The 16835-nt window shown below is 55.9% G+C and carries 23 protein-coding genes; 4 read left to right on the top strand and 19 right to left on the bottom strand.

Annotated features, from left to right (window positions below; translation table 11 throughout):
- The 19 genes from LB453_RS07015 to LB453_RS06925 all read right to left on the bottom strand — a co-directional run bounded on the left by LB453_RS07015 (window position 1) and on the right by LB453_RS06925 (window position 13717).
- Entirely contained in the window at window positions 1-750 is a 750-nt protein-coding gene (locus tag LB453_RS07015) for a phage minor head protein (RefSeq protein ID WP_224481658.1), read from the bottom strand.
- Window positions 707-2179, bottom strand: coding sequence for a DUF1073 domain-containing protein (locus LB453_RS07010; RefSeq protein ID WP_224481657.1), 1473 nt, complete (start codon window positions 2177-2179; stop codon window positions 707-709). Before LB453_RS07010 ends, LB453_RS07015 begins: the two co-directional genes overlap by 44 nt.
- A gap of 10 nt (window positions 2180-2189) precedes the next feature.
- Window positions 2190-3800, bottom strand: a complete 1611-nt coding sequence (locus LB453_RS07005) for a TerL protein (RefSeq protein ID WP_224481656.1) — start codon at window positions 3798-3800, stop codon at window positions 2190-2192.
- Window positions 3801-4004: 204 nt separating this feature from the next.
- Window positions 4005-4961: a terminase small subunit gene (locus LB453_RS07000; protein WP_224481655.1), complete on the bottom strand. Its 957-nt coding sequence runs from the start codon at window positions 4959-4961 to the stop codon at window positions 4005-4007.
- Between the two features lie 57 nt (window positions 4962-5018).
- Window positions 5019-5285 carry a hypothetical protein gene (locus tag LB453_RS06995; RefSeq protein WP_224481654.1) on the bottom strand — a complete coding sequence of 89 codons (267 nt, stop codon included), beginning with the start codon at window positions 5283-5285 and terminating at the stop codon, window positions 5019-5021.
- A gap of 147 nt (window positions 5286-5432) precedes the next feature.
- Complete coding sequence (locus LB453_RS06990) at window positions 5433-5729, bottom strand: hypothetical protein (protein ID WP_224481653.1); 297 nt, start codon at window positions 5727-5729, stop codon at window positions 5433-5435.
- A complete protein-coding gene (locus LB453_RS06985; protein WP_224481652.1) occupies window positions 5726-6070 on the bottom strand; it encodes a hypothetical protein in 345 nt (114 codons plus the stop codon). The genes LB453_RS06990 and LB453_RS06985 overlap by 4 nt, the downstream gene beginning before the upstream one ends.
- Window positions 6067-6534, bottom strand: coding sequence for a hypothetical protein (locus LB453_RS06980; protein WP_224481651.1), 468 nt, complete (start codon window positions 6532-6534; stop codon window positions 6067-6069). Before LB453_RS06980 ends, LB453_RS06985 begins: the two co-directional genes overlap by 4 nt.
- Window positions 6509-6742, bottom strand: a complete 234-nt coding sequence (locus tag LB453_RS06975) for a phage holin (RefSeq protein ID WP_224481650.1) — start codon at window positions 6740-6742, stop codon at window positions 6509-6511. The genes LB453_RS06980 and LB453_RS06975 overlap by 26 nt, the downstream gene beginning before the upstream one ends.
- Window positions 6743-6885: 143 nt before the next feature.
- Window positions 6886-7503 (bottom strand): methyltransferase domain-containing protein, encoded by a 618-nt coding sequence (locus LB453_RS06970; protein ID WP_224481649.1) that lies wholly within the window; start codon window positions 7501-7503, stop codon window positions 6886-6888.
- Entirely contained in the window at window positions 7478-8350 is an 873-nt protein-coding gene (locus LB453_RS06965) for a hypothetical protein (protein ID WP_224481648.1), read from the bottom strand. The genes LB453_RS06970 and LB453_RS06965 overlap by 26 nt, the downstream gene beginning before the upstream one ends.
- The gene (locus tag LB453_RS06960; RefSeq protein ID WP_224481647.1) at window positions 8304-8831 is read right to left on the bottom strand and encodes a hypothetical protein; all 528 of its coding nucleotides are present in this window, start codon (window positions 8829-8831) and stop codon (window positions 8304-8306) included. The genes LB453_RS06965 and LB453_RS06960 overlap by 47 nt, the downstream gene beginning before the upstream one ends.
- A gap of 240 nt (window positions 8832-9071) precedes the next feature.
- Window positions 9072-9923: an antitermination protein gene (locus tag LB453_RS06955; RefSeq protein ID WP_224481646.1), complete on the bottom strand. Its 852-nt coding sequence runs from the start codon at window positions 9921-9923 to the stop codon at window positions 9072-9074.
- Between the two features lie 36 nt (window positions 9924-9959).
- A complete protein-coding gene (locus LB453_RS06950) occupies window positions 9960-10319 on the bottom strand; it encodes a RusA family crossover junction endodeoxyribonuclease (protein ID WP_224481645.1) in 360 nt (119 codons plus the stop codon).
- Window positions 10316-11698 (bottom strand): replicative DNA helicase, encoded by a 1383-nt coding sequence (locus LB453_RS06945; RefSeq protein WP_224481644.1) that lies wholly within the window; start codon window positions 11696-11698, stop codon window positions 10316-10318. Before LB453_RS06945 ends, LB453_RS06950 begins: the two co-directional genes overlap by 4 nt.
- Entirely contained in the window at window positions 11695-12744 is a 1050-nt protein-coding gene (locus LB453_RS23350; RefSeq protein WP_318011374.1) for a replication protein, read from the bottom strand. Before LB453_RS23350 ends, LB453_RS06945 begins: the two co-directional genes overlap by 4 nt.
- Window positions 12745-12953: 209 nt before the next feature.
- On the bottom strand, window positions 12954-13139 hold the full coding sequence (locus tag LB453_RS06935) for a DUF4222 domain-containing protein (RefSeq protein ID WP_224481643.1): 186 nt from the start codon (window positions 13137-13139) through the stop codon (window positions 12954-12956).
- Window positions 13132-13434: a CII family transcriptional regulator gene (locus LB453_RS06930; protein WP_224481642.1), complete on the bottom strand. Its 303-nt coding sequence runs from the start codon at window positions 13432-13434 to the stop codon at window positions 13132-13134. Before LB453_RS06930 ends, LB453_RS06935 begins: the two co-directional genes overlap by 8 nt.
- A 79-nt stretch (window positions 13435-13513) precedes the next feature.
- Window positions 13514-13717, bottom strand: coding sequence for a helix-turn-helix domain-containing protein (locus tag LB453_RS06925; protein WP_411970192.1), 204 nt, complete (start codon window positions 13715-13717; stop codon window positions 13514-13516).
- Window positions 13718-13846: 129 nt separating this feature from the next.
- On the opposite strand from LB453_RS06925, the gene LB453_RS06920 reads away from it, so the two are divergent.
- The 4 genes from LB453_RS06920 (at window position 13847) to exoX (ending at window position 16835) form a co-directional block, all read left to right on the top strand.
- Window positions 13847-14536 (top strand): XRE family transcriptional regulator, encoded by a 690-nt coding sequence (locus LB453_RS06920; RefSeq protein ID WP_224481641.1) that lies wholly within the window; start codon window positions 13847-13849, stop codon window positions 14534-14536.
- A gap of 917 nt (window positions 14537-15453) precedes the next feature.
- Window positions 15454-15858: a hypothetical protein gene (locus LB453_RS06915; RefSeq protein WP_224481640.1), complete on the top strand. Its 405-nt coding sequence runs from the start codon at window positions 15454-15456 to the stop codon at window positions 15856-15858.
- Window positions 15859-15979: 121 nt separating this feature from the next.
- Entirely contained in the window at window positions 15980-16192 is a 213-nt protein-coding gene (locus tag LB453_RS06910) for a hypothetical protein (protein WP_224481639.1), read from the top strand.
- Window positions 16161-16835: an exodeoxyribonuclease X gene (gene exoX / locus LB453_RS06905; RefSeq protein WP_224481638.1), complete on the top strand. Its 675-nt coding sequence runs from the start codon at window positions 16161-16163 to the stop codon at window positions 16833-16835. The genes LB453_RS06910 and exoX overlap by 32 nt, the downstream gene beginning before the upstream one ends.

Raw genomic sequence — 16835 nt, 5'->3', positions numbered from 1 at the left:
CTAAGCAGCTCGTTTGATTTTGATGGCGGCAACACTGACTGGCTTGCCATCTACGGTAATGACGCGGTGCACGCGGTCGCCAGTAGGCAACCGAACAACGTTGGCATGAGGAATGACAACTTCGCAGTAACAACGGCAATTCGGCAGCGCGCCGGCGTGGCCAGTTAACCCATCCAGCGTTGGCGGCTTGTCCCAGCTGACGAACTTACCTTCCATCTCAGCGTGCGAATGGCGTACATCACCATCCTCAGCGGTGCGCCAGATGTAGCCAGTCGAGCCCAGCGCCAGTGAGCGCGCCTGCGTCAGCGCTGTAGATGCGCGGCCTATCTCGGTGCGCGCTATGAGCCGCGCGCGGGAAGCCGCTACGTCACCTGATGCTGCTATTTCTTTGGCGAAAGGTTCAGCGCGGCCACCAGCCACCACTGCCTCAATCGCCTTGTTCTGGATGTCGTAGATGCGGTCGGCTGCCTCGAGAGGAAGCGATTTGATGTACTTCACCTGTTCGGCGACGATGCTCTGCATCACCTGGCCGACCGGAGTGTTCATAACGATGTGGCGCAGTTCGGCGCTGATGTACTGGCTGTGCTGCCGCCATTCTTTATCGTTCTGCCGGGCCACCTCCAGCGCAAAATCAGTCGCTACGCGGTGGGCCCAGCCATCAATGATGTCGCTGTATCGCTCCAGCGCATCCATGATTTCCAGGACGCTATCGTTTGAACCATCGTAACGGCCATCGACTATGTCGCCCACGGCTCGCGCTATCTTGCGTAGGCTCGTTTGATACCGGATCTCCGCCTGCTTTGACCGGTTCTGGGTCGTCAATCTCTCCGATGCCTGGCGGGTCTTCTTCTTCGGCATCGTTGATGTCCTCATCGGTAATTGATGCGCCAATGCCGGTAACGTCAGAGGCTTCGCGCAGATCGGTCATCGCCGCTTTGCGCGACATCAGCCCATCGTTTAAAGCGGTGCTGATAGCGTTAACGGTGTTCACCGCAACCGTGGAGCGGTCAACGTCCGACATCTGCCACAGCGGGTTAAACTCGAACGTGAAATCGTCCGGCAGCGGCTGGCCAAGCTCCGATCGGTACATCACGTCAAACAGTTTGCGAAGCGGCTGCCGCAGCCGGCGCTCCTGCTGGGTGCCGATGCCATCATAGTAGTTGGCCAGATCCGCATCTCCGGTCGAGAAACCTTTCGGGGACTGGCCGAAAAGGCGCACCAGCGGAATGCCGGTCGCGCCGCTGATCTGCTCGGCGAACTGGCTTATCACGTCGTCCAGGCCGGCGAATGAATACTGGTGGGTTTCAAAAACATCCTCGCCGTCCATGAGCGTCAGGCCTTCATTGCTCTGGAAAAGGCGAATCATGTCCATGTTTTTCAGCAGCGCTTCATATGCCGGGCCACCGAGAGCGATCAGCTCGCGCAACTTCTTCACCTTGTAGGTTCGCAGGTGCGCTTTGTATACCAGCTGCGCGGCGCCCATTGTGGCGCTGTCGAACGCTGTCAGGCGGTCCCAGATGCGCTCAATCACCGACATACCCCACTCGTTTTCTGTCTGCGCCTGCTGATACGGCAGCGTGACACCATCGAAGCGGATCAGGCGGCTGTGGTGAATACTCCACGCGGGAATCCCGCTGGCCGTTGTCACCACATCGTAACGCTCGGGCTTGCCCAGGTTCGGCCCCATTTCTTTAATGCGGCGCTGCAGGTTTGGGTTAATCATCCAGCGATCGAGCGGCAGAATGCCCTTGAATTTACCTTCGCCGACAGTCTCAAGCCGCAGCGGGGTAAACGGCGCCTGCCCCTCTATCATGATGAAGCCAACAGCACCGCCATAAAGGCGTGACCACTTAATCGTGTCGTTGAGGCGATCCCAGATCTCCAGCTCGTCGAACAATGACTCGATGACGCCGCGCGCTTTCGGGTCGATTTCCGATGTTATGCGTACGCCCTTACGAGTCATATCGTCGGCCACGGCATCAACCGCGGAGCCGATGATCGCCGATGAGCGATATGCCCATTCAATCTGCAGCCGGTTGCGGCTGGTGAAGTTGGCGCGGTAGGTCGATGCAGCATGCTGGTTCGGCTGCTGCATACCAACACGCGCCATAAAGTTGTCGTAGCTGTCCGCGGTCGCCTGAGGAGTTCGCGCGGCGCCACCACTATTTTTTCGTGCCATCGTTTCCTCGTTACAGGCGCATCCAGATGTCCAGATCGGTGTTCATTGGCGCGTAGCTAATCATCACGGAGTCAGCCAGGTTCGGCGACTTCGTGCCGTCCGGCTGCTTATCCACGATGATTTTGCCCACTCCGTTGATTGAATAGGTCGGCTGTGACAGCTCGATCACGAGCTTGTCCTTATTCGCCATTTTGCTGCTGATCGAGATGATTTCGTCAGGGTTGAAAGCCATGCCCTCAACTACGGCACGGTAGGTGTTCTGGAACAGCTTGCGCAGGTACCACCAGCTCTGTGCTTTGGCGTTTGCGAAGAAATCCTTATTCAGACGCGCCGCCTGGCCATTGTCACCGCGCACCGCCTCATCATCCGGATCGAATACCGCGCCGCTGCCGCGAAACGGCGTGGCCAGAATCATTGGCCGCCGGGCTGCCTTCCGCAGTTCGTTGATGGCGCGCGCGTCGCCGCGAACACCGGCGCCGAGGCCATCTTCATCAAAACGGAACTCCTCGAGGCGGTCCTCTTCGCAGTAGCCGAACACCTTTTCCACCGACCCGTAGATGTCGCTGCCGACGCCGGACCACTCGCGCACGTTTTCCAGCAGGAAGCCATGACGCGTGGAAAATGCGTTTTTATCGCGGCCTTCATCGGCCACGTCCATCGCGCCCAGGCGTTTGCCGGTGGGCTCAACGCCCAGTTTGATGTGCGCATCGATAGCGGCCTGCACCCAGTCGCTGGGGATCAGCACGCCCTCGGCGGATGCTGCATAGTTGAGGTCCAGTTCCTGAGCTACCACCACAGGGTTGTCGATTTTCTCGCACTCGCGCCGGTACCACTCGTCATCTTTGCGCGGATCGCTGCGCCAGTGAAACGTGAATACCGGTATGCGGCCGCCGTGGCGCTTCTGCGCGAACGGGTTCGCCATACCGTTGACCGACGATAGGTCGATACGGCAGCGGGTCGTCTGCGACAGCGATGCCTCAATCAGCATGGGACGCTGCAGGAACGCTGCCTCATCCACGAAATAAAGTGTGGTGCGGTCACCGCGCCCGATGTTGTCGCCGGCCTCACCCTTCAGAACAGCGCCGGTTGTCGGGAACTCAACGCGCATGTATGGCGCGTGCTTCTTTGCGTTCCAGTCGCCGCGAAACTCCACCGGCAGCATCTCCACGAATTTACGCGCTTTCCAGAACAGCGCTTTCGGGTCGCCGGTGCTGTCGACATACTCCTCTTTGCGCGAGCCGAAGCCGATCACCATTTCTTTGTTGAAAAGGCACATCGCACAGGCCAGGCCGATTGATGTCCAGCTCAGCCCCATCTCGCGGCTTTTCTCGGTGATGCCGTTTTCATGGTTGCCGCGGCGGTCCATTATCCAGTGGATCCACTCCTCCTGTTTTGGGAACAGCAGGAACGGGATGGAAACGGGCAGCCCGAAATCGAGGTTTCGCGGGTCGGTAGTGATGCCCCAGTCAATGATGAACTGAGCCGGATCGTCGCGGTAAAAAGTCCGTAGCGCCGGCAGCACTTCAGGGTTAGCGCGGATACGCTGCAGCCGCTCCATCCGCCATTCGAACACCTGCCCATAGTCAGGATTCTTAAAATCGAACGGGAAGGGGATGGGCATGAAAAAATCCAGAAATTTGCTCTATTTAACATAAGGGACATTACCCGCCCCGCCGGATCAGCCCTCGCGCGAATATCGCGCCGAAACGCTTATTTATTAAGGATTACGACGCTTGCCAGCTGAAAACGGACTGCATAAACGGTGCATAAAACAGGCCCGAAAATGCATAGCCTTAAAATACAACGAAACAGCTGTTTTCAGCAGTTACCCCATCATCTTGCGGTAAAGCTCCGCGGCCTCCTCTGATGACAGCGAAACCTGCTCGGTTTGGATTGGGCCGCCCTCAGGGCCGCTTATTTCTGTTTTGCTCTTCAGCATTCCAAGATGCTGGGCGACCATCTTAAGCGCCTCATCCTGATTACGAGTGATGATTTCAAGCCCGAACTTACCCTCTTTGATACCGGCGAACAGCCGGCGCGCAGCGCCAGACGCATCGCGTGTGTCATGAAAAACCGGGCGGCTCAGTCCAAGACCGTTACAGCGAGGGCATTCTGGGTTTGGATCGACAAGCGCGTCATAGCCATAACCGCCGGTGTCCACCGGTGGCCGCTGCTTTTTCTCGATCGCCTCCATGCGCTTCTCTTCGAACTCGACCATATCCCGCCACTGATAGTTGTGGCCGAAGCCCCAGCAGTAACGGCAACAGTAGCGGTGCAGCTCGGTCAACTGTGTAGCATCGGCGGTCGCTATGTCCCACCACCATTGCAACACTGCGTCCTGAGTGATCTGCGTGCGCCGTGCGCGGGCATCCATCGCATCACGCACAGCAGCGGCAACCTTAGCATTTCTTAGCAGCCGGGAGGCGTTGACGTATGCTGTATTGCCCTCCCCCTTATAGCCAGCGCGCTTATATGCTGCTGTCCGGTTCAGGTCGATGAGATACTCCTCAACGAACCGGATCTGCATATCGTTCAGGTCATAGCTGCGCAAATCAATTTCGTGCGCTTCTGCCTGCGCATTTGCGCTAAACATGCGCTGCGCAGGCGCACTTTTGCGCAGTGGTTCACGCGCAGATTGCTGCGCAGACGGCTTTTTAATGTACCGGCGCGCAGATGAGTAATTCAGTTCCTGCGCTTCGCACCAGTCTTTGGGGGATATACCGGTTTTGGCATGCTCGGACAGGAACCGTTTCTGAAGGTCTCCCCAGTCCGGTTTTGCCATCTTGTTCCTCTAAAGTTGTCACTTTGTCAAAGGCGCTACGCAGCGCCTTTTGCAAAATCACAGGTATTTTTTAGCCAGCGCGATGAGCTCACTTTCTGCTGCATCGCCAAGTTTAGCCACGCCATCACGGACAAACTGCAAGGCCTTCTCAAAGTCCTGCACACCCTCTTTAACTGCTACGGCTGGCGCCGCGGCGGTTTCTGCAATGGCAACAGGCATCACTGGCTCAGGTACTGCGGTATCGTTCAGGGGTTCACTCACTCTGTTTTCCTCTTTGACGTGTTTTGTCAGCAGCCAGGCTATGGCCGCCCTGAATAAGTTCATTTGGACTCTCCGCACAGGCTGACCCACAGGTCGTTGTGGTCGTTGATCGCGCGGACGGTTCTTATATCCATAACGTCGGCATCTTTACCGTGGGTGCGAATAGGGCTATCCAGCGTGCACAATGAATCTACAGTGCGCACCGGCGCGTCAGTCGTCACTGTTGAATGGCGACCGGCGCAGCTTGTCACGAGCATCGCCATCGCTAAGAGCAGCATTGTTTTGCTTAACACTATTTGCCTTCTCCACGTTCTGCGACTGCTGCTTTGCCACAGCTGCCACCTGGTTTGATTCAACCTGCGCCGCCTTCACATCGGCTTTCGCCTGCGTCTGCACCGCGCCGATTTTTTTACCGCCGAAGTAACTGGCCACCAGCGCAGCAATGACGGCCGCCAGCGCTGCAAGCCAGTGCCAGCTGCCGGCCAGTAGAGAAATTACCGCTGTCATGGACCATTCCTCAGCGCGTCAGCGCGCGATTTGAGCTTAGACTGGCGCACATACTGCGCGACGACAGCCAGTCCCATCAAAGCGGGACTGATGTAGCTGAGGATGTGCGGAGGAATGTAGCTTTTCAGGTCTGGCGGTAAGGCATTCCAGGCATTCAGCGCTGCATCAGGAAACTGCAGGAGAATGACGCCAATCGCCGCGCCAACGCTGCCAAGCCAGACAGACCAAGTTTTCCAGAGCAACCGGGCATGATCGACAAATTCAACAGACGTATATTTGCGGATCAGCAGCAGCGCGATAATGGCGGCAATAATGATCAGCGGCAGGATGATGAAAATCATATCAGCCCCTTGTATATGTCATAGGTGCCGGTGCGCATCACTGCTGCGTGGCGCCGCGCTCTTGCCGGCGTCTGCCGTGCCCATAGGCTATCAAGCATGCCATTGGCCGCCGCATCGAAATCACCATTGGTGATGCTCGAAAGCGTGCCACGGAAAAGCGCCAGACCATCTACCCCCATCTGATAAGCCATGCTGAGCAGCACATCAGCACGTGCGGAATTACACTGGTTAAGCGCGTTGTTAATTATCGGGCGGCCCTTCATCTGGATCAGCTTGCCATCCACAATCACCTGTTTCCAAACGTCGCCAACCTGGCGCGGCACGGTGAATGTATAACTGGAGAGGCTGCCACCTTTCGGCCCGATGCGGATACCACCAGCCACCGTCGGAAAGCCCTGTGTATCGAGATAAGGCGATTCCCGATAGCCTTCCTCAAAATTAAGGATCTGGATTATCTGGCTCACTACGCGCCCCCCATTTCATTCGGCTAAGGCGTTCCTCACGCCGGTCGCGTTTACGCTGGAAATAAACGTTCACGCAGAATGTCGCTATAGCCAGAATGAAGCCGCCGATCGCGAGCCATTCGTTTAGCGACATGCTGCCTGCGACGAACGTTGCCCCCGAAGTGGTGTATGCCGCAGCTGTCGTCACTTTGTCTGCCATAGTTTTCATATCCACCCCCTGATAGGGGCTCGACTGAATTCGGAGTTTTCCCATTCGTGAATAAGCGAGCCCGGATAAACTTTTCTTTGTCACGAGAAAAGCCCGAGCCATGCAGTCCACAGATGCAGAAAACCCGCAAATTCGCGGGTTTTTTATTTGATGCGGCGGAAGGCGTATGTGCCAATGCCCTGCCTGCCAAGCTCGCACTCCATGCGGTTGTGCTCTACGCACTGAAATCCCTGCGTTCGGAACCAGTTTCGCAGCCCCTCATCGGTGAAGTACCAGATATGCTCATCCTTCCTGAAATGGTGAGATTGCAGGATGTCTGCGCTGTCGCGGAAAATGGGGATTGAGACGAATACGAACTCATCGGCGCGCGCCACAGCGGCTTCCGGATCGTCGATATGCTCCAGCACATCCCACATACTGATCGCCGGGCTTACCGTTGAATAAAGATCAACATAGAGCCCTTTCTCTTTCAGCCATTCAACGCCAGCCGGATTAACGTCATAGCCTGAGGTAAACGGTCGCATCGAAACGAACTGGCCAGCACCGATTCCAACGTCCAGAACGGGACCGTGATAATGGCGCGCAATCAGTTCAATGCGGGACACAGTCAGCTGGCGCCCAGTTTCTGTTTCCGCCATTTGCTGGTACCGCTGGAAATAACGCGCATCGTATGGGCGCTCCTGCGGCACCGGATAGCGGCCGATTCCCAGTTCAGGGAAAAACACCAGCTCACTGTCAACTTTTTGATAAAACTCTTTCATGCAGCCAGGCCTCAAATTTGTCTCTGAATCCGGTAATGCGTTTATCGCACTGATGGTCCCACTGGTGACAGCGGCAGTAGTTATCCGGCATAGCCCAGCCAACGCTGCTCAGGTTCATGGTGCCATCGGTGACTATCTCGGGCGCGTTATGGGCGCCACGGCCACCAGCAACCACGTATACCGGCGTCCGATAGCAGATTGCCGCCGGCAGAGCCCAGCCAACCGGAGTAACCACCACTGCGGCGTTTTCGACCAGAGACATCAAGCCGCGCAATGTCAGCTCGCCCCGATGAAGCTGCAAATCAGCCTCAGGCGCTTCCCCCACCAGCCACTCTTTGCCCTCTTCCAGATCCGCAATGCTGATAACAAAAAAGTGCTGCCGCAGAATCCGCGATGCCTGAACCAGATAATCCGGATCCGGGTTGCGGGAATCACTGCGCCATTCACTGCGAACTGTGGCAGGGCGAATCACCGCCACAGGCTTGTCGCTATAGGGATTTGGCGGAAGCAGCGAAGGCAGGTCGAAACCATCGGGCTGCACGCGGAACTTATCGCGCATGGCGTCGATAATCGAACCTCGCTCCAGTTCGGCCGGTCCGTAAAAGATACGGATCCGCTCTACGCTCTCAGGCAGTTCGTGCCAGAGTGCAGATGACCGCGATTCGTTCTTCTGCTGGGTGCGCAGCGTGGTTTCACTCCGTACCGGCTTTACCGGCAGGTCTTCGTAAATCTCCGGCCACGCCGTTTTGATGTAGGTGCCGGCCGGCAGGCGTTTTACGAAGGCGCGCTGATAAATCGAATCACCCAGCCCCTGCATCCCGTCGATGAATAGCGGTTTCGGTTTCATGGTTTTCTCTGATGGCGTCTTCCAGCTCAGCTCTGGGAAAGCAGCGAATGCTGGTCTGACGGCTGCAGTTGATGATGCGCGGCCGCCCGGGCATTTCAGCGATACGTGCGAACTCGCCATGCCAGCGGCGGATGTTATCCGCTGTGGGATTACTGATGCCCTCATGCGCGCCATGCCAGTGCAGGCCGTTCAGGATGGAGCAGTCAAAGCCGAGCAGAATGATGTTTGTAATACCCAGGCTCATCGCGAACAGGATTGCGCGCTGGCCGGAATTGAATGTGCCAGATGTGTCCGTTTCGAATAGATGAATGCCGTACCGCGCTGCAGCGCGCCGGTTACAGGTCCACCGTTCCGCATCACTGGCAATTTGAGCGTGATTTTTATCCCACCATTGCAGATCGCCAGCGTAGATGAAGCGGCACTGCGGCGCGGCGCGCCAGCTGCTGTTCACTGCAATCAGTGGTATGCCTGCATCACTCACCAGCGCGCAATCCGCTGCAGTCAGGGAAGGACCAGACGCACAGACAGCTATTTGCCTCATGGCGCCCCCGGGCGATACAAATAAAAAACGCCCGCAGGCTGGTGAGGCCGCGGGCGCTTTTAATTATTCACAGTTTTTTGCAACTGACCGGTTTCTCTGCTGATGAACAGCACACAGAAATCCCATCATTGGCGAGATATTGGGCCATTTTCGTCACGGCGTCAATACATCGGATTTATCTTAACCCGAAAAAGTGTTTACGCCGCGGTTACAGGTGACCCGCTGCAGCATCTGATCAGCGTGCGATTCTTCCCGGTGGCACTGGATAACCAACAGCTCATAGAACGGTTTAAAGCTGCGGCGCCAGGTGGGCTCACTGACATTCATGACTGCAAACCCTACCGCGCGGCGCACAACCTCAGACGGCAGCCGCGCATAGCCCCGCCCTGTGCACTTCGGGCAGGTTTTCATCACAGGGACGCCCTGCAGATTGCTCTGCTCTTTATCGAGCACCTGGCCTTTGCCGTGGCAGCGGCAGGCGTTGCTGATCTCCCCTTTCCCGCCGCAGGATGTACAAAGCGCCCGGACAACCTCTCGCACATCGCGTTTGACCTCATAGCTGGACGGAATAACACCCTTCACGCCCCAGCGGATTGAGGTTCTCATCACCTCCCTGGAAACAAAGGGCGTGTGCGACTTAGTGCTGAATACTTCCGCCTCCCTGAAGCCGGTGCCATTGCAGCAGGGGCAGGTACGCGTGCTGGCAGCACTGCGCGAATAATCCTGGTACGCGAACGTTGCGAGCAATTGCACCAGTTCACGTTTAGTATCTTCAGCGAGTTCGGTGATCGCCCGGTAGCGCGCCGACTCTTTAACGCCAAAATCAGTAAGCATCTCCACGGCGCGGTCACTACTCGTTACGCCGTGCTTTGACAGAAACAGCTCAAAACCGAAGCGTGCCTGCGCTTCAGTGAGACCAAAGGATGCCATCACATCCGTAATGGTCAGGCTATCACTGGCCGTAGCCCGAGGAGAATCGCTTAACTGAGGCGACTTAGGCGCAAAAAATTTAATGGAGTTTTCGAGGTTCATGGTGATTCTCCTGTCGTAATCAGTTGTGGTTCCCGTTCAGGCAATGCTCTCAATGCGTATCTGCCCCCTCTCTCCCCATATTTTGGTGATCCGCGCATCCCACACCGCGCTGTCATCTTCAAACACGGCATCCATCAGCGCCTTATGCAGGTTATCGACGTCAGGTTTTTGCTGGTGCGGCCGCCCGACGTGCTCTGCCCGCTTCTTCTTGCTCCAGCTTTCGGGCATGGGAATAACAAACGTGATCCGGCAGCCGCTTTCCGGCAGCATTACACCGCGGAGACGCACCTCGTCTTTGAATGCGCGGTAACGCATAACCGCCGGACGCTGCGCCCACCGATCGCGATTCGTCTGCCGGGGCTTGCCCAGCGGCGTGATGTCATACACCTGGTTCAAAAGTCTCTCCTCATAGTGGCCTCGCCGCGTGCCGGGCGTTCGTGTGCAAGCTGAGCGGCTTCCATCTGGTCGATGTCCTGGAAATGGCCGTTGTAAAATTTCTGGAACGCAACACCCTGCGGCCCATGGCGGTTTTTACCGACGATGATCTCCGCGATGTCTGATGCCGGGCTGTCAGGGTTGTAAACACCGTCGCGATAGATGAACCAGATGCCGTCTGCGTCCTGCTCGATGCTTCCGCTGTCGCGCAGATCCGCATTCACCGGGCGCTTATTCGGCCTCTTCTCTACGTCGCGCGACAGCTGGCTCAGACAGACAACAGGCGTTTTCAGCTCCATCGCCATCACCTTCAGACCGCGCGAAACTGCGCCAACGGCCAGATCGTTACGCTCGGCGATGGGCTTTTCGATGAGCTGCAGATAGTCAGCCATGATGAGAGATGTGCCGGGATAGCGGTTTTTATGGCGCGTGGCCACGGCGCGGATCTGTTCGATGGTGAGGTTTGTCGCATCCACTACCCACACATCAAGGTTTGCCAGGCGCTGAATGCCCATGGAGATCCGGCCCCAGTCCTCGTCGTTGAGATGGTTCGCTTTGCGGAGCATCGAAACGGATACACTGGAGGCGTTGGCCAGCTGGCGCTCGACAATCTGCTGCCCCTGCATTTCCATGCTGAAGATCAGCACGCCGCGCTTAAGCTGCTCGCTACCGAGTGTCACAGTACGATTTGCCACCGCTTCGGAAATCTTCAGTGCCAGCTCGGTTTTCCCCATACCCGGCCGCGCCGCGATGATGATCAGGTCGGTATCATTCAGGCCACCGGTAATGTTATCGAGAGGTTCAATGCCGGTTTTCACTGTGTAGGATTCATCCCCGTCACTGACGCGCTTTTCGAGAACGTCCATATAACCATCGAGCAGCTCGCCGATCTGCTGCGGTACAACTTCATCGGCCGGTCGGTTGATCACGGACAACTGCCTCGTAAACTCCTGGATGCTTTCCAGCGCGCGCTCGCTGTTTACTGCCCGGGTAATGCTGTCGTAGTTCTCTTCCATCAGCCGCGTAAAACTGCGGATGCAGTACATTTCATTGAGTTTTTTAGCGTAACCCTTGATGTTGCGCGCCGTCGGCGTTGATTTGGCGGCCTCCATCACATCAGCAAACGTTCCAGGCTCATCACCCATGGATTCAGCCACCAGGAGCGAGTCGATCATCTTGTGATGGCTCGCATGACGTCGAATCTCCCGGTAAAGCCGCTGATAAAACGGGTGCGAAAACGCCTCAGGATGAACGGTGCTGAGTACGTCCTGTGCATCAGGAGTCAGGCCGCCAATCAGCAACGCGCCACACACGCTGGCTTCGACATACAAATCAATCACAGTGTGCCCTCCCGTACCGCGCGCAGTGTTCTTGGCTGCATCAGGTAATCGAAGCTGGCGCGCCAGCCGGTACCATCTGGGCCGCCGAAGTGGAAATCACGCGCATCAGCCATGAACGCGCTGAAATATTTGCGGAACGCCTCAACGTCCTTTTTCGTCATGTGCCCCACCAGCGCGCGGATGGCGTTTTCACGATCGCGGTCAAGTTCAGCAGCGGCCAGCCGGCCTGCGGTGATTTCATTCCAGGCATCGACCACGGCAGCGCAGTCGATATCAACGGCGTTCTGGCTCCAGACAGTCGCGTCGGCCAGGTAACCATCGAAGCGGTTCACCCGGCAGATGTTAGCCGGCTTGGCCACGGTACCGTTGCGGCGCTTCCACGTCTGGGCTACCCAGCGGATCACCAGCTGCAGGTCCGCGACGGTGTAGGCATCACGTGCAGCGCGTTCTGTGAGTAAAACGGCAAAGGCTTCTGCAGAGCGGCAGGCAGAGCCTGTGACCTGGTTGTAATACTCCAGGACCTGTTTTGCCTGTGATAAAACTTCTTCCGAAAACTCCCCCCTGGGGGATTTAGGGGGATCTGTATTTACTGTCTTTGGAATAATGTCTTTGGTGTCCCCCTGTTTTGAGGGATAACGCTCCCCTAAATTGAGGGATTTTTTATCCCCTGATTTGGGGGATTCTCCCTCATTTTGAGGGATACGCCATTCAGAGACGTTTTTATTGGGCCCAAACTGGCGACCCTGCTGGATCAGAATGTTCATTGAAACCAGTTGCAGCTTGGCTTCGTTGCAGCGCTTAACGGGGAGCTTGGCGATGCTGGCGATTTGCGAATCGCTGATGCGGTCCATTTTTTTATTCCATCCATAGGTGAGCCGCAGAACAGCCAGCAGCACTTTAAACTGGCGCTTCGTTAAATCGGCACCGGCATATTCTTCCAGCAGCATGTTGGCCAGTCTGGAATACCCATCATCGGTATCGGCCACGCGCTGCTCCTCACGCTCTTTGTGAGCGTTGAAATTTATGATCTCGGCGGTATTACTCATGGCCATCACCCTCGCGCCGCAGCTGCTTAGCATGCTCAAGTGCATCACGAAGGCGCGGCCCGACGCCGGGCGCGTAATGGCGCACAAGCTCATTGCGCGCCATGTCTTTATGTACAGTGGTTTCTGCTTGCGGTTTACGGCGTTTCTGTCGCATAATTGACCTCGCTTTCCCAAAGCAACGCTGTATCAGGCTGATCAGTTCGCGCTGTTCAGCCTTCCCCTTCAAACTCCCTGAAATACCTCTCGAAATACCACTTCGGTACGCAGCACTCGTGCGGATAATCCGGGCGCCTGAACAGCACACGCCGTTCCTGTCTGTCGTAACCGAGGACGTGAACAACGATGCCGCGACGATCGCGGTATTTTTTACTGGTCTGAACGAATCTTTCATTCACCCGCTTCCCCGCCCTGTGTGCGGAGATGGTCCAGCATGCCAATCAGGCATTGCGCCAGCTGGCCAGTCTCATCCCCTTTGAAGATCACCATTCCGGCCGGCTGCTCATAGCCTATGGCCGCAAGTAAGCAGCTGGCCTTCTCGACCAGACCGCCGCGGCTTTGCCAGCGGCTCACCTGGGATTTATCAACCCCAAGTTTCTTCGCAACTGCCGTCACCCCCTGAGCGGCGATGCGGCTGACAATCTCGCTTTCGATATCACGCGCTTTGTTGCGTGACGTTGTGTTTGAATCCATTGATATTTTTCCTTTATCGAATTTTTATTGAACAGGCGCTCCAGCACTGCTGGAGCATTCGCAGTGAAATGAATGCCCTTCACTCAGTTTTGGTTTGCTGGATGTACCGCTGCGGATAAAGAATCTGCATCTCGCTGATCTTCCCCTGGAAGTAACGAGATATTTTTTCAGCGGTTTCGATTGAGGTGACCTGGATGCCGCGTTCAATGCGACTCAGGTTTCCGACATCAATCTGTACAGCCAGCGCGACCTCACTGATGGTGAGTCCATTCGCTTCACGCATTCTTCGCAGCGGTGTCCGCATATTTTGCATGTTACGCCCTCATTTAATGCGCTGTACGCATATTATTGCATCCGCATAATTTGCGCAACACGCTTTGCGAGTGACGCATAAATGGTTTCAAATGGACCAATGAACGTTGGAGAAAAAATTCGCCAAATCCGCAAGGCGAAAAAAATGACCCTTAATGAACTGGCATTGCTGGCGGACAGCGATGTGGGGAACCTGTCGCGCTTAGAGCGCGGTAAACAGGGTTACAGTGATGCGCAATTAAAAAAAATTGCCGCTGCGCTTCAGGTGCCAACTTCCGACCTATTTTCATCCAGTGATGTAAATGATACTGTGGATTCATACAGTGTTGTTTCGCTAACTAATGCGAGGAGGGATGATGTGTATAGGGTTGATGTGCTTGAAGTATCCGCCAGCGCCGGAAATGGTTCACCATCTAGGGATGTGGTGGAAGTCATTAGATCTATTGAATATGATCCCGAACAAGCGAAGCTGATATTCGGCTCCGCACCTCAGGAAATGGTTAAACTCATCAACGTTCGCGGCGATAGCATGCAGGGGACAATCGAACCCGGAGATCTGATATTTGTAGACCAACGCGTCAATTACTTTGATGGGGATGGTATATATGTCTTTGATTTTAATGGGGATACTTACGTTAAGCGCTTGCAAAAAGTTAAAGCCGACCTGCTCGTTATCTCTGACAACACTAAATATCGTGAATGGACCATCAACCCTGAAGAAGCCGAAATGCTCCATGTATCTGGACGCGTTATGCTGAGTCAATCGCAGCAGTTCCGCCGTCACGGTTAAACCATCCGCTCAACCGTTCAGCCCGCTTATGCGGGCTTTTTTGTGCCTATCGCAAAAAAATCACAAATTTTAATTCTCTTCGATTCAAAAGGTTAAATAAAAACCAACCTGATGAAATCTCCCATCTTCAAATATGCGCTTGACGCATATGCGTGTGACGCAATATATTCACCTCACAGCACGACGCAGACCAACGCAGAGCGCTGCCGCTCTTTAACAATCGAACCAGATATCACCGCGCTGGCGGCCGAGAGGCCCGAACTCAGCACCCTGGCATCCCCTGGCTCTACGGGGCTAAGGCATCCCAGGCATGCGGCGGACAGTGTGGTGATTCAGTTTCTTTTGAGCTGCGCCCATAGGCAGCGAGGCAGTCATAGCCGGACGGCTCCGCCGGGATTTAGGCTGATAGCACGCTTCGGGCGCAGCATCAAAACGAACTGACCATTTCAGCGAAAGAGGAAATTGATGATGGATGAAGCATATGAAGCCTACTTCGAAAGCCTGAGCGAAGACGATGAAGTATTAAGTTTTGACGAGTTTTGCGCAGCATTGGCCCCGTCTCAGCAGGATTAGCGCCTGACCAGGGCAAGCCCGGAGTACCGCAGCTATATGTTGGGCTTAAAAGTAAAGGCGGTGGATAAGCCGGGCATCATCCCGGCACACAACGGGGTGGCGGTTCGATTCCGTGGTAACGAGTACGGTGGATGGGTTCAACTCCCATCAGGCGAGCGGGGTTGGGCCCAGCCGATGAGTGGTGTAGCCGGATGAGTTGCCAGCCCGTTGTGGTGAATTGCAGTCCACAGAGACAACCAGAAGATCAGCGCCTGGCGCCACACCCACTAAATGCTGTGTGTAGTCTTTAGCCCCCGCCTCGGGGGCATTTTTTTGACTGCAGATCAGCTAACCGAGGAAATCCCATGCACATCATCCCCAAACTGACGCGGCAGCGCCTCGGCGAACTGCCCATCGGAACGCCGATCCGTATCGGTAACCAGAGCGTAATTTTCAACGGCTGCAGCATTGAGGCGGATTACAAAGGCGTCGATGACACATTCATCAACTTCATTGATGAGGATGGCCAGCACCGGCGGTTCAGCGAGTGGGTAGTTTTGCAGTCCGGTACCGAATTCATCGATTCAGAGCTGTGCGATTACTGCGGCCGCTTCCGGCGCCTCGGTGATACAGCCCTTCGCGTAATCCAGTTCTGGAACCGCACCGAAAACAAAATTTTCTGCGCAGATAGCCAGTGCGCACACCGCTATCAGCAATCAATTCGCGTCCCGGCGAGCCGCCTGGGAGTTAAACGGAGAAACTATTCATGAGCCCCATTGAACGCCTGCAGTTTCGCCACCGCTTGACTGGCGCCGATTTTCACCCGCGCCGCCGCCACTGGCTGGTACCGGTCATTGTAGCCGCGCTTGTCGTAGCAGGGATGTGCGCCGGATGGATGTAGAAACCATTATCCCGACCGATTTCGCTATCAGCGAAGCAATGCGCAATCTCGCGATGAGCACCGTCCTCGCCATATGCGAACAAAACCACTTAACCCCGGCGGACCTGCAGCAGCTGGCAAACCAGCTTGCGCAGCGCGATGCGAACGCCGACGCCCGAACAGGAGCCCTGAATGTCTGCAGTTATTCGCGTGATCGACACTGAAACCACCAGCTTTGAAGGCGGCGTGTGTGAGATTGCCAGCATCGATATTGTCGATGGCACGCTGTGTAACCCGATGAGCGACTTCGTTAAGCCGCCTGAGCCAATCACTACCGCTGCGATGGCAGTACACCACATCACCGATGCAATGGTCGCCGACGCGCTGCCGATTGATAACGTGATTGGCCGCTATCTGGGCGCATCTGTTTATGTCGCGCACAATGCCGCGTTTGACCGCCCCAAGCTGCCGCAAATCACGGGCCCCTGGATCTGCACGCTCAAGCTGGCGCGGAAGCTCTATCCAGAGCTGGAAAGCCATTCGAACCAGTACCTACGTTATCACTTCATGCTTGATGTCGAAGTGCCGGAACACCTGCACGCGCACCGCGCGCTATATGACTGTTATGTCACGGCTGCGCTGCTGCTGCGCCTGAACCGTGAAGCACGTTTTACGATCGCCCAGATGCGCGACATCTCCGCGCGCCCTTCCCTGCTGCATGCTATGCGTTTCGGTAAGCACAAGGGCAAAACGTTCGAAGAGATAGCCGCCAAAGATCCCGGCTATCTACGCTGGGCGCTGGGAAATATGGAATTGGATGAAGACCAGACATTCACCATGCAACATCACCTGCAGCAAGGGGGCTGA

Source organism: Pantoea agglomerans, from assembly GCF_020149765.1.
Lineage (GTDB): Bacteria > Pseudomonadota > Gammaproteobacteria > Enterobacterales > Enterobacteriaceae > Pantoea > Pantoea alvi.
The sequence above is the reverse complement of the archived record's forward strand: the minus strand, read 5'-3'. Positions and strand labels throughout refer to the sequence as shown.

Coding starts and splice junctions, on each gene's coding strand:
- LB453_RS06990 (WP_224481653.1), bottom strand. CDS start 5,729: ATGACAGCGGTAATTTCTCTACTGGCCGGCAGCTGGCACTGGCTTGCA.
- LB453_RS06970 (WP_224481649.1), bottom strand. CDS start 7,503: ATGAAAGAGTTTTATCAAAAAGTTGACAGTGAGCTGGTGTTTTTCCCT.
- LB453_RS06925 (WP_411970192.1), bottom strand. CDS start 13,717: ATGCGTGAAGCGAATGGACTCACCATCAGTGAGGTCGCGCTGGCTGTA.
- LB453_RS06920 (WP_224481641.1), top strand. CDS start 13,847: ATGAACGTTGGAGAAAAAATTCGCCAAATCCGCAAGGCGAAAAAAATG.
- LB453_RS07005 (WP_224481656.1), bottom strand. CDS start 3,800: ATGCCCATCCCCTTCCCGTTCGATTTTAAGAATCCTGACTATGGGCAG.
- LB453_RS06955 (WP_224481646.1), bottom strand. CDS start 9,923: ATGAACCTCGAAAACTCCATTAAATTTTTTGCGCCTAAGTCGCCTCAG.
- LB453_RS07000 (WP_224481655.1), bottom strand. CDS start 4,961: ATGGCAAAACCGGACTGGGGAGACCTTCAGAAACGGTTCCTGTCCGAG.
- exoX (WP_224481638.1), top strand. CDS start 16,161: ATGTCTGCAGTTATTCGCGTGATCGACACTGAAACCACCAGCTTTGAA.
- LB453_RS06975 (WP_224481650.1), bottom strand. CDS start 6,742: ATGAAAACTATGGCAGACAAAGTGACGACAGCTGCGGCATACACCACT.
- LB453_RS23350 (WP_318011374.1), bottom strand. CDS start 12,744: ATGAGTAATACCGCCGAGATCATAAATTTCAACGCTCACAAAGAGCGT.
- LB453_RS06910 (WP_224481639.1), top strand. CDS start 15,980: ATGGATGTAGAAACCATTATCCCGACCGATTTCGCTATCAGCGAAGCA.
- LB453_RS06965 (WP_224481648.1), bottom strand. CDS start 8,350: ATGAAACCGAAACCGCTATTCATCGACGGGATGCAGGGGCTGGGTGAT.
- LB453_RS06985 (WP_224481652.1), bottom strand. CDS start 6,070: ATGATTTTCATCATCCTGCCGCTGATCATTATTGCCGCCATTATCGCG.
- LB453_RS06915 (WP_224481640.1), top strand. CDS start 15,454: ATGCACATCATCCCCAAACTGACGCGGCAGCGCCTCGGCGAACTGCCC.
- LB453_RS06930 (WP_224481642.1), bottom strand. CDS start 13,434: ATGGATTCAAACACAACGTCACGCAACAAAGCGCGTGATATCGAAAGC.
- LB453_RS07010 (WP_224481657.1), bottom strand. CDS start 2,179: ATGGCACGAAAAAATAGTGGTGGCGCCGCGCGAACTCCTCAGGCGACC.
- LB453_RS06995 (WP_224481654.1), bottom strand. CDS start 5,285: ATGAACTTATTCAGGGCGGCCATAGCCTGGCTGCTGACAAAACACGTC.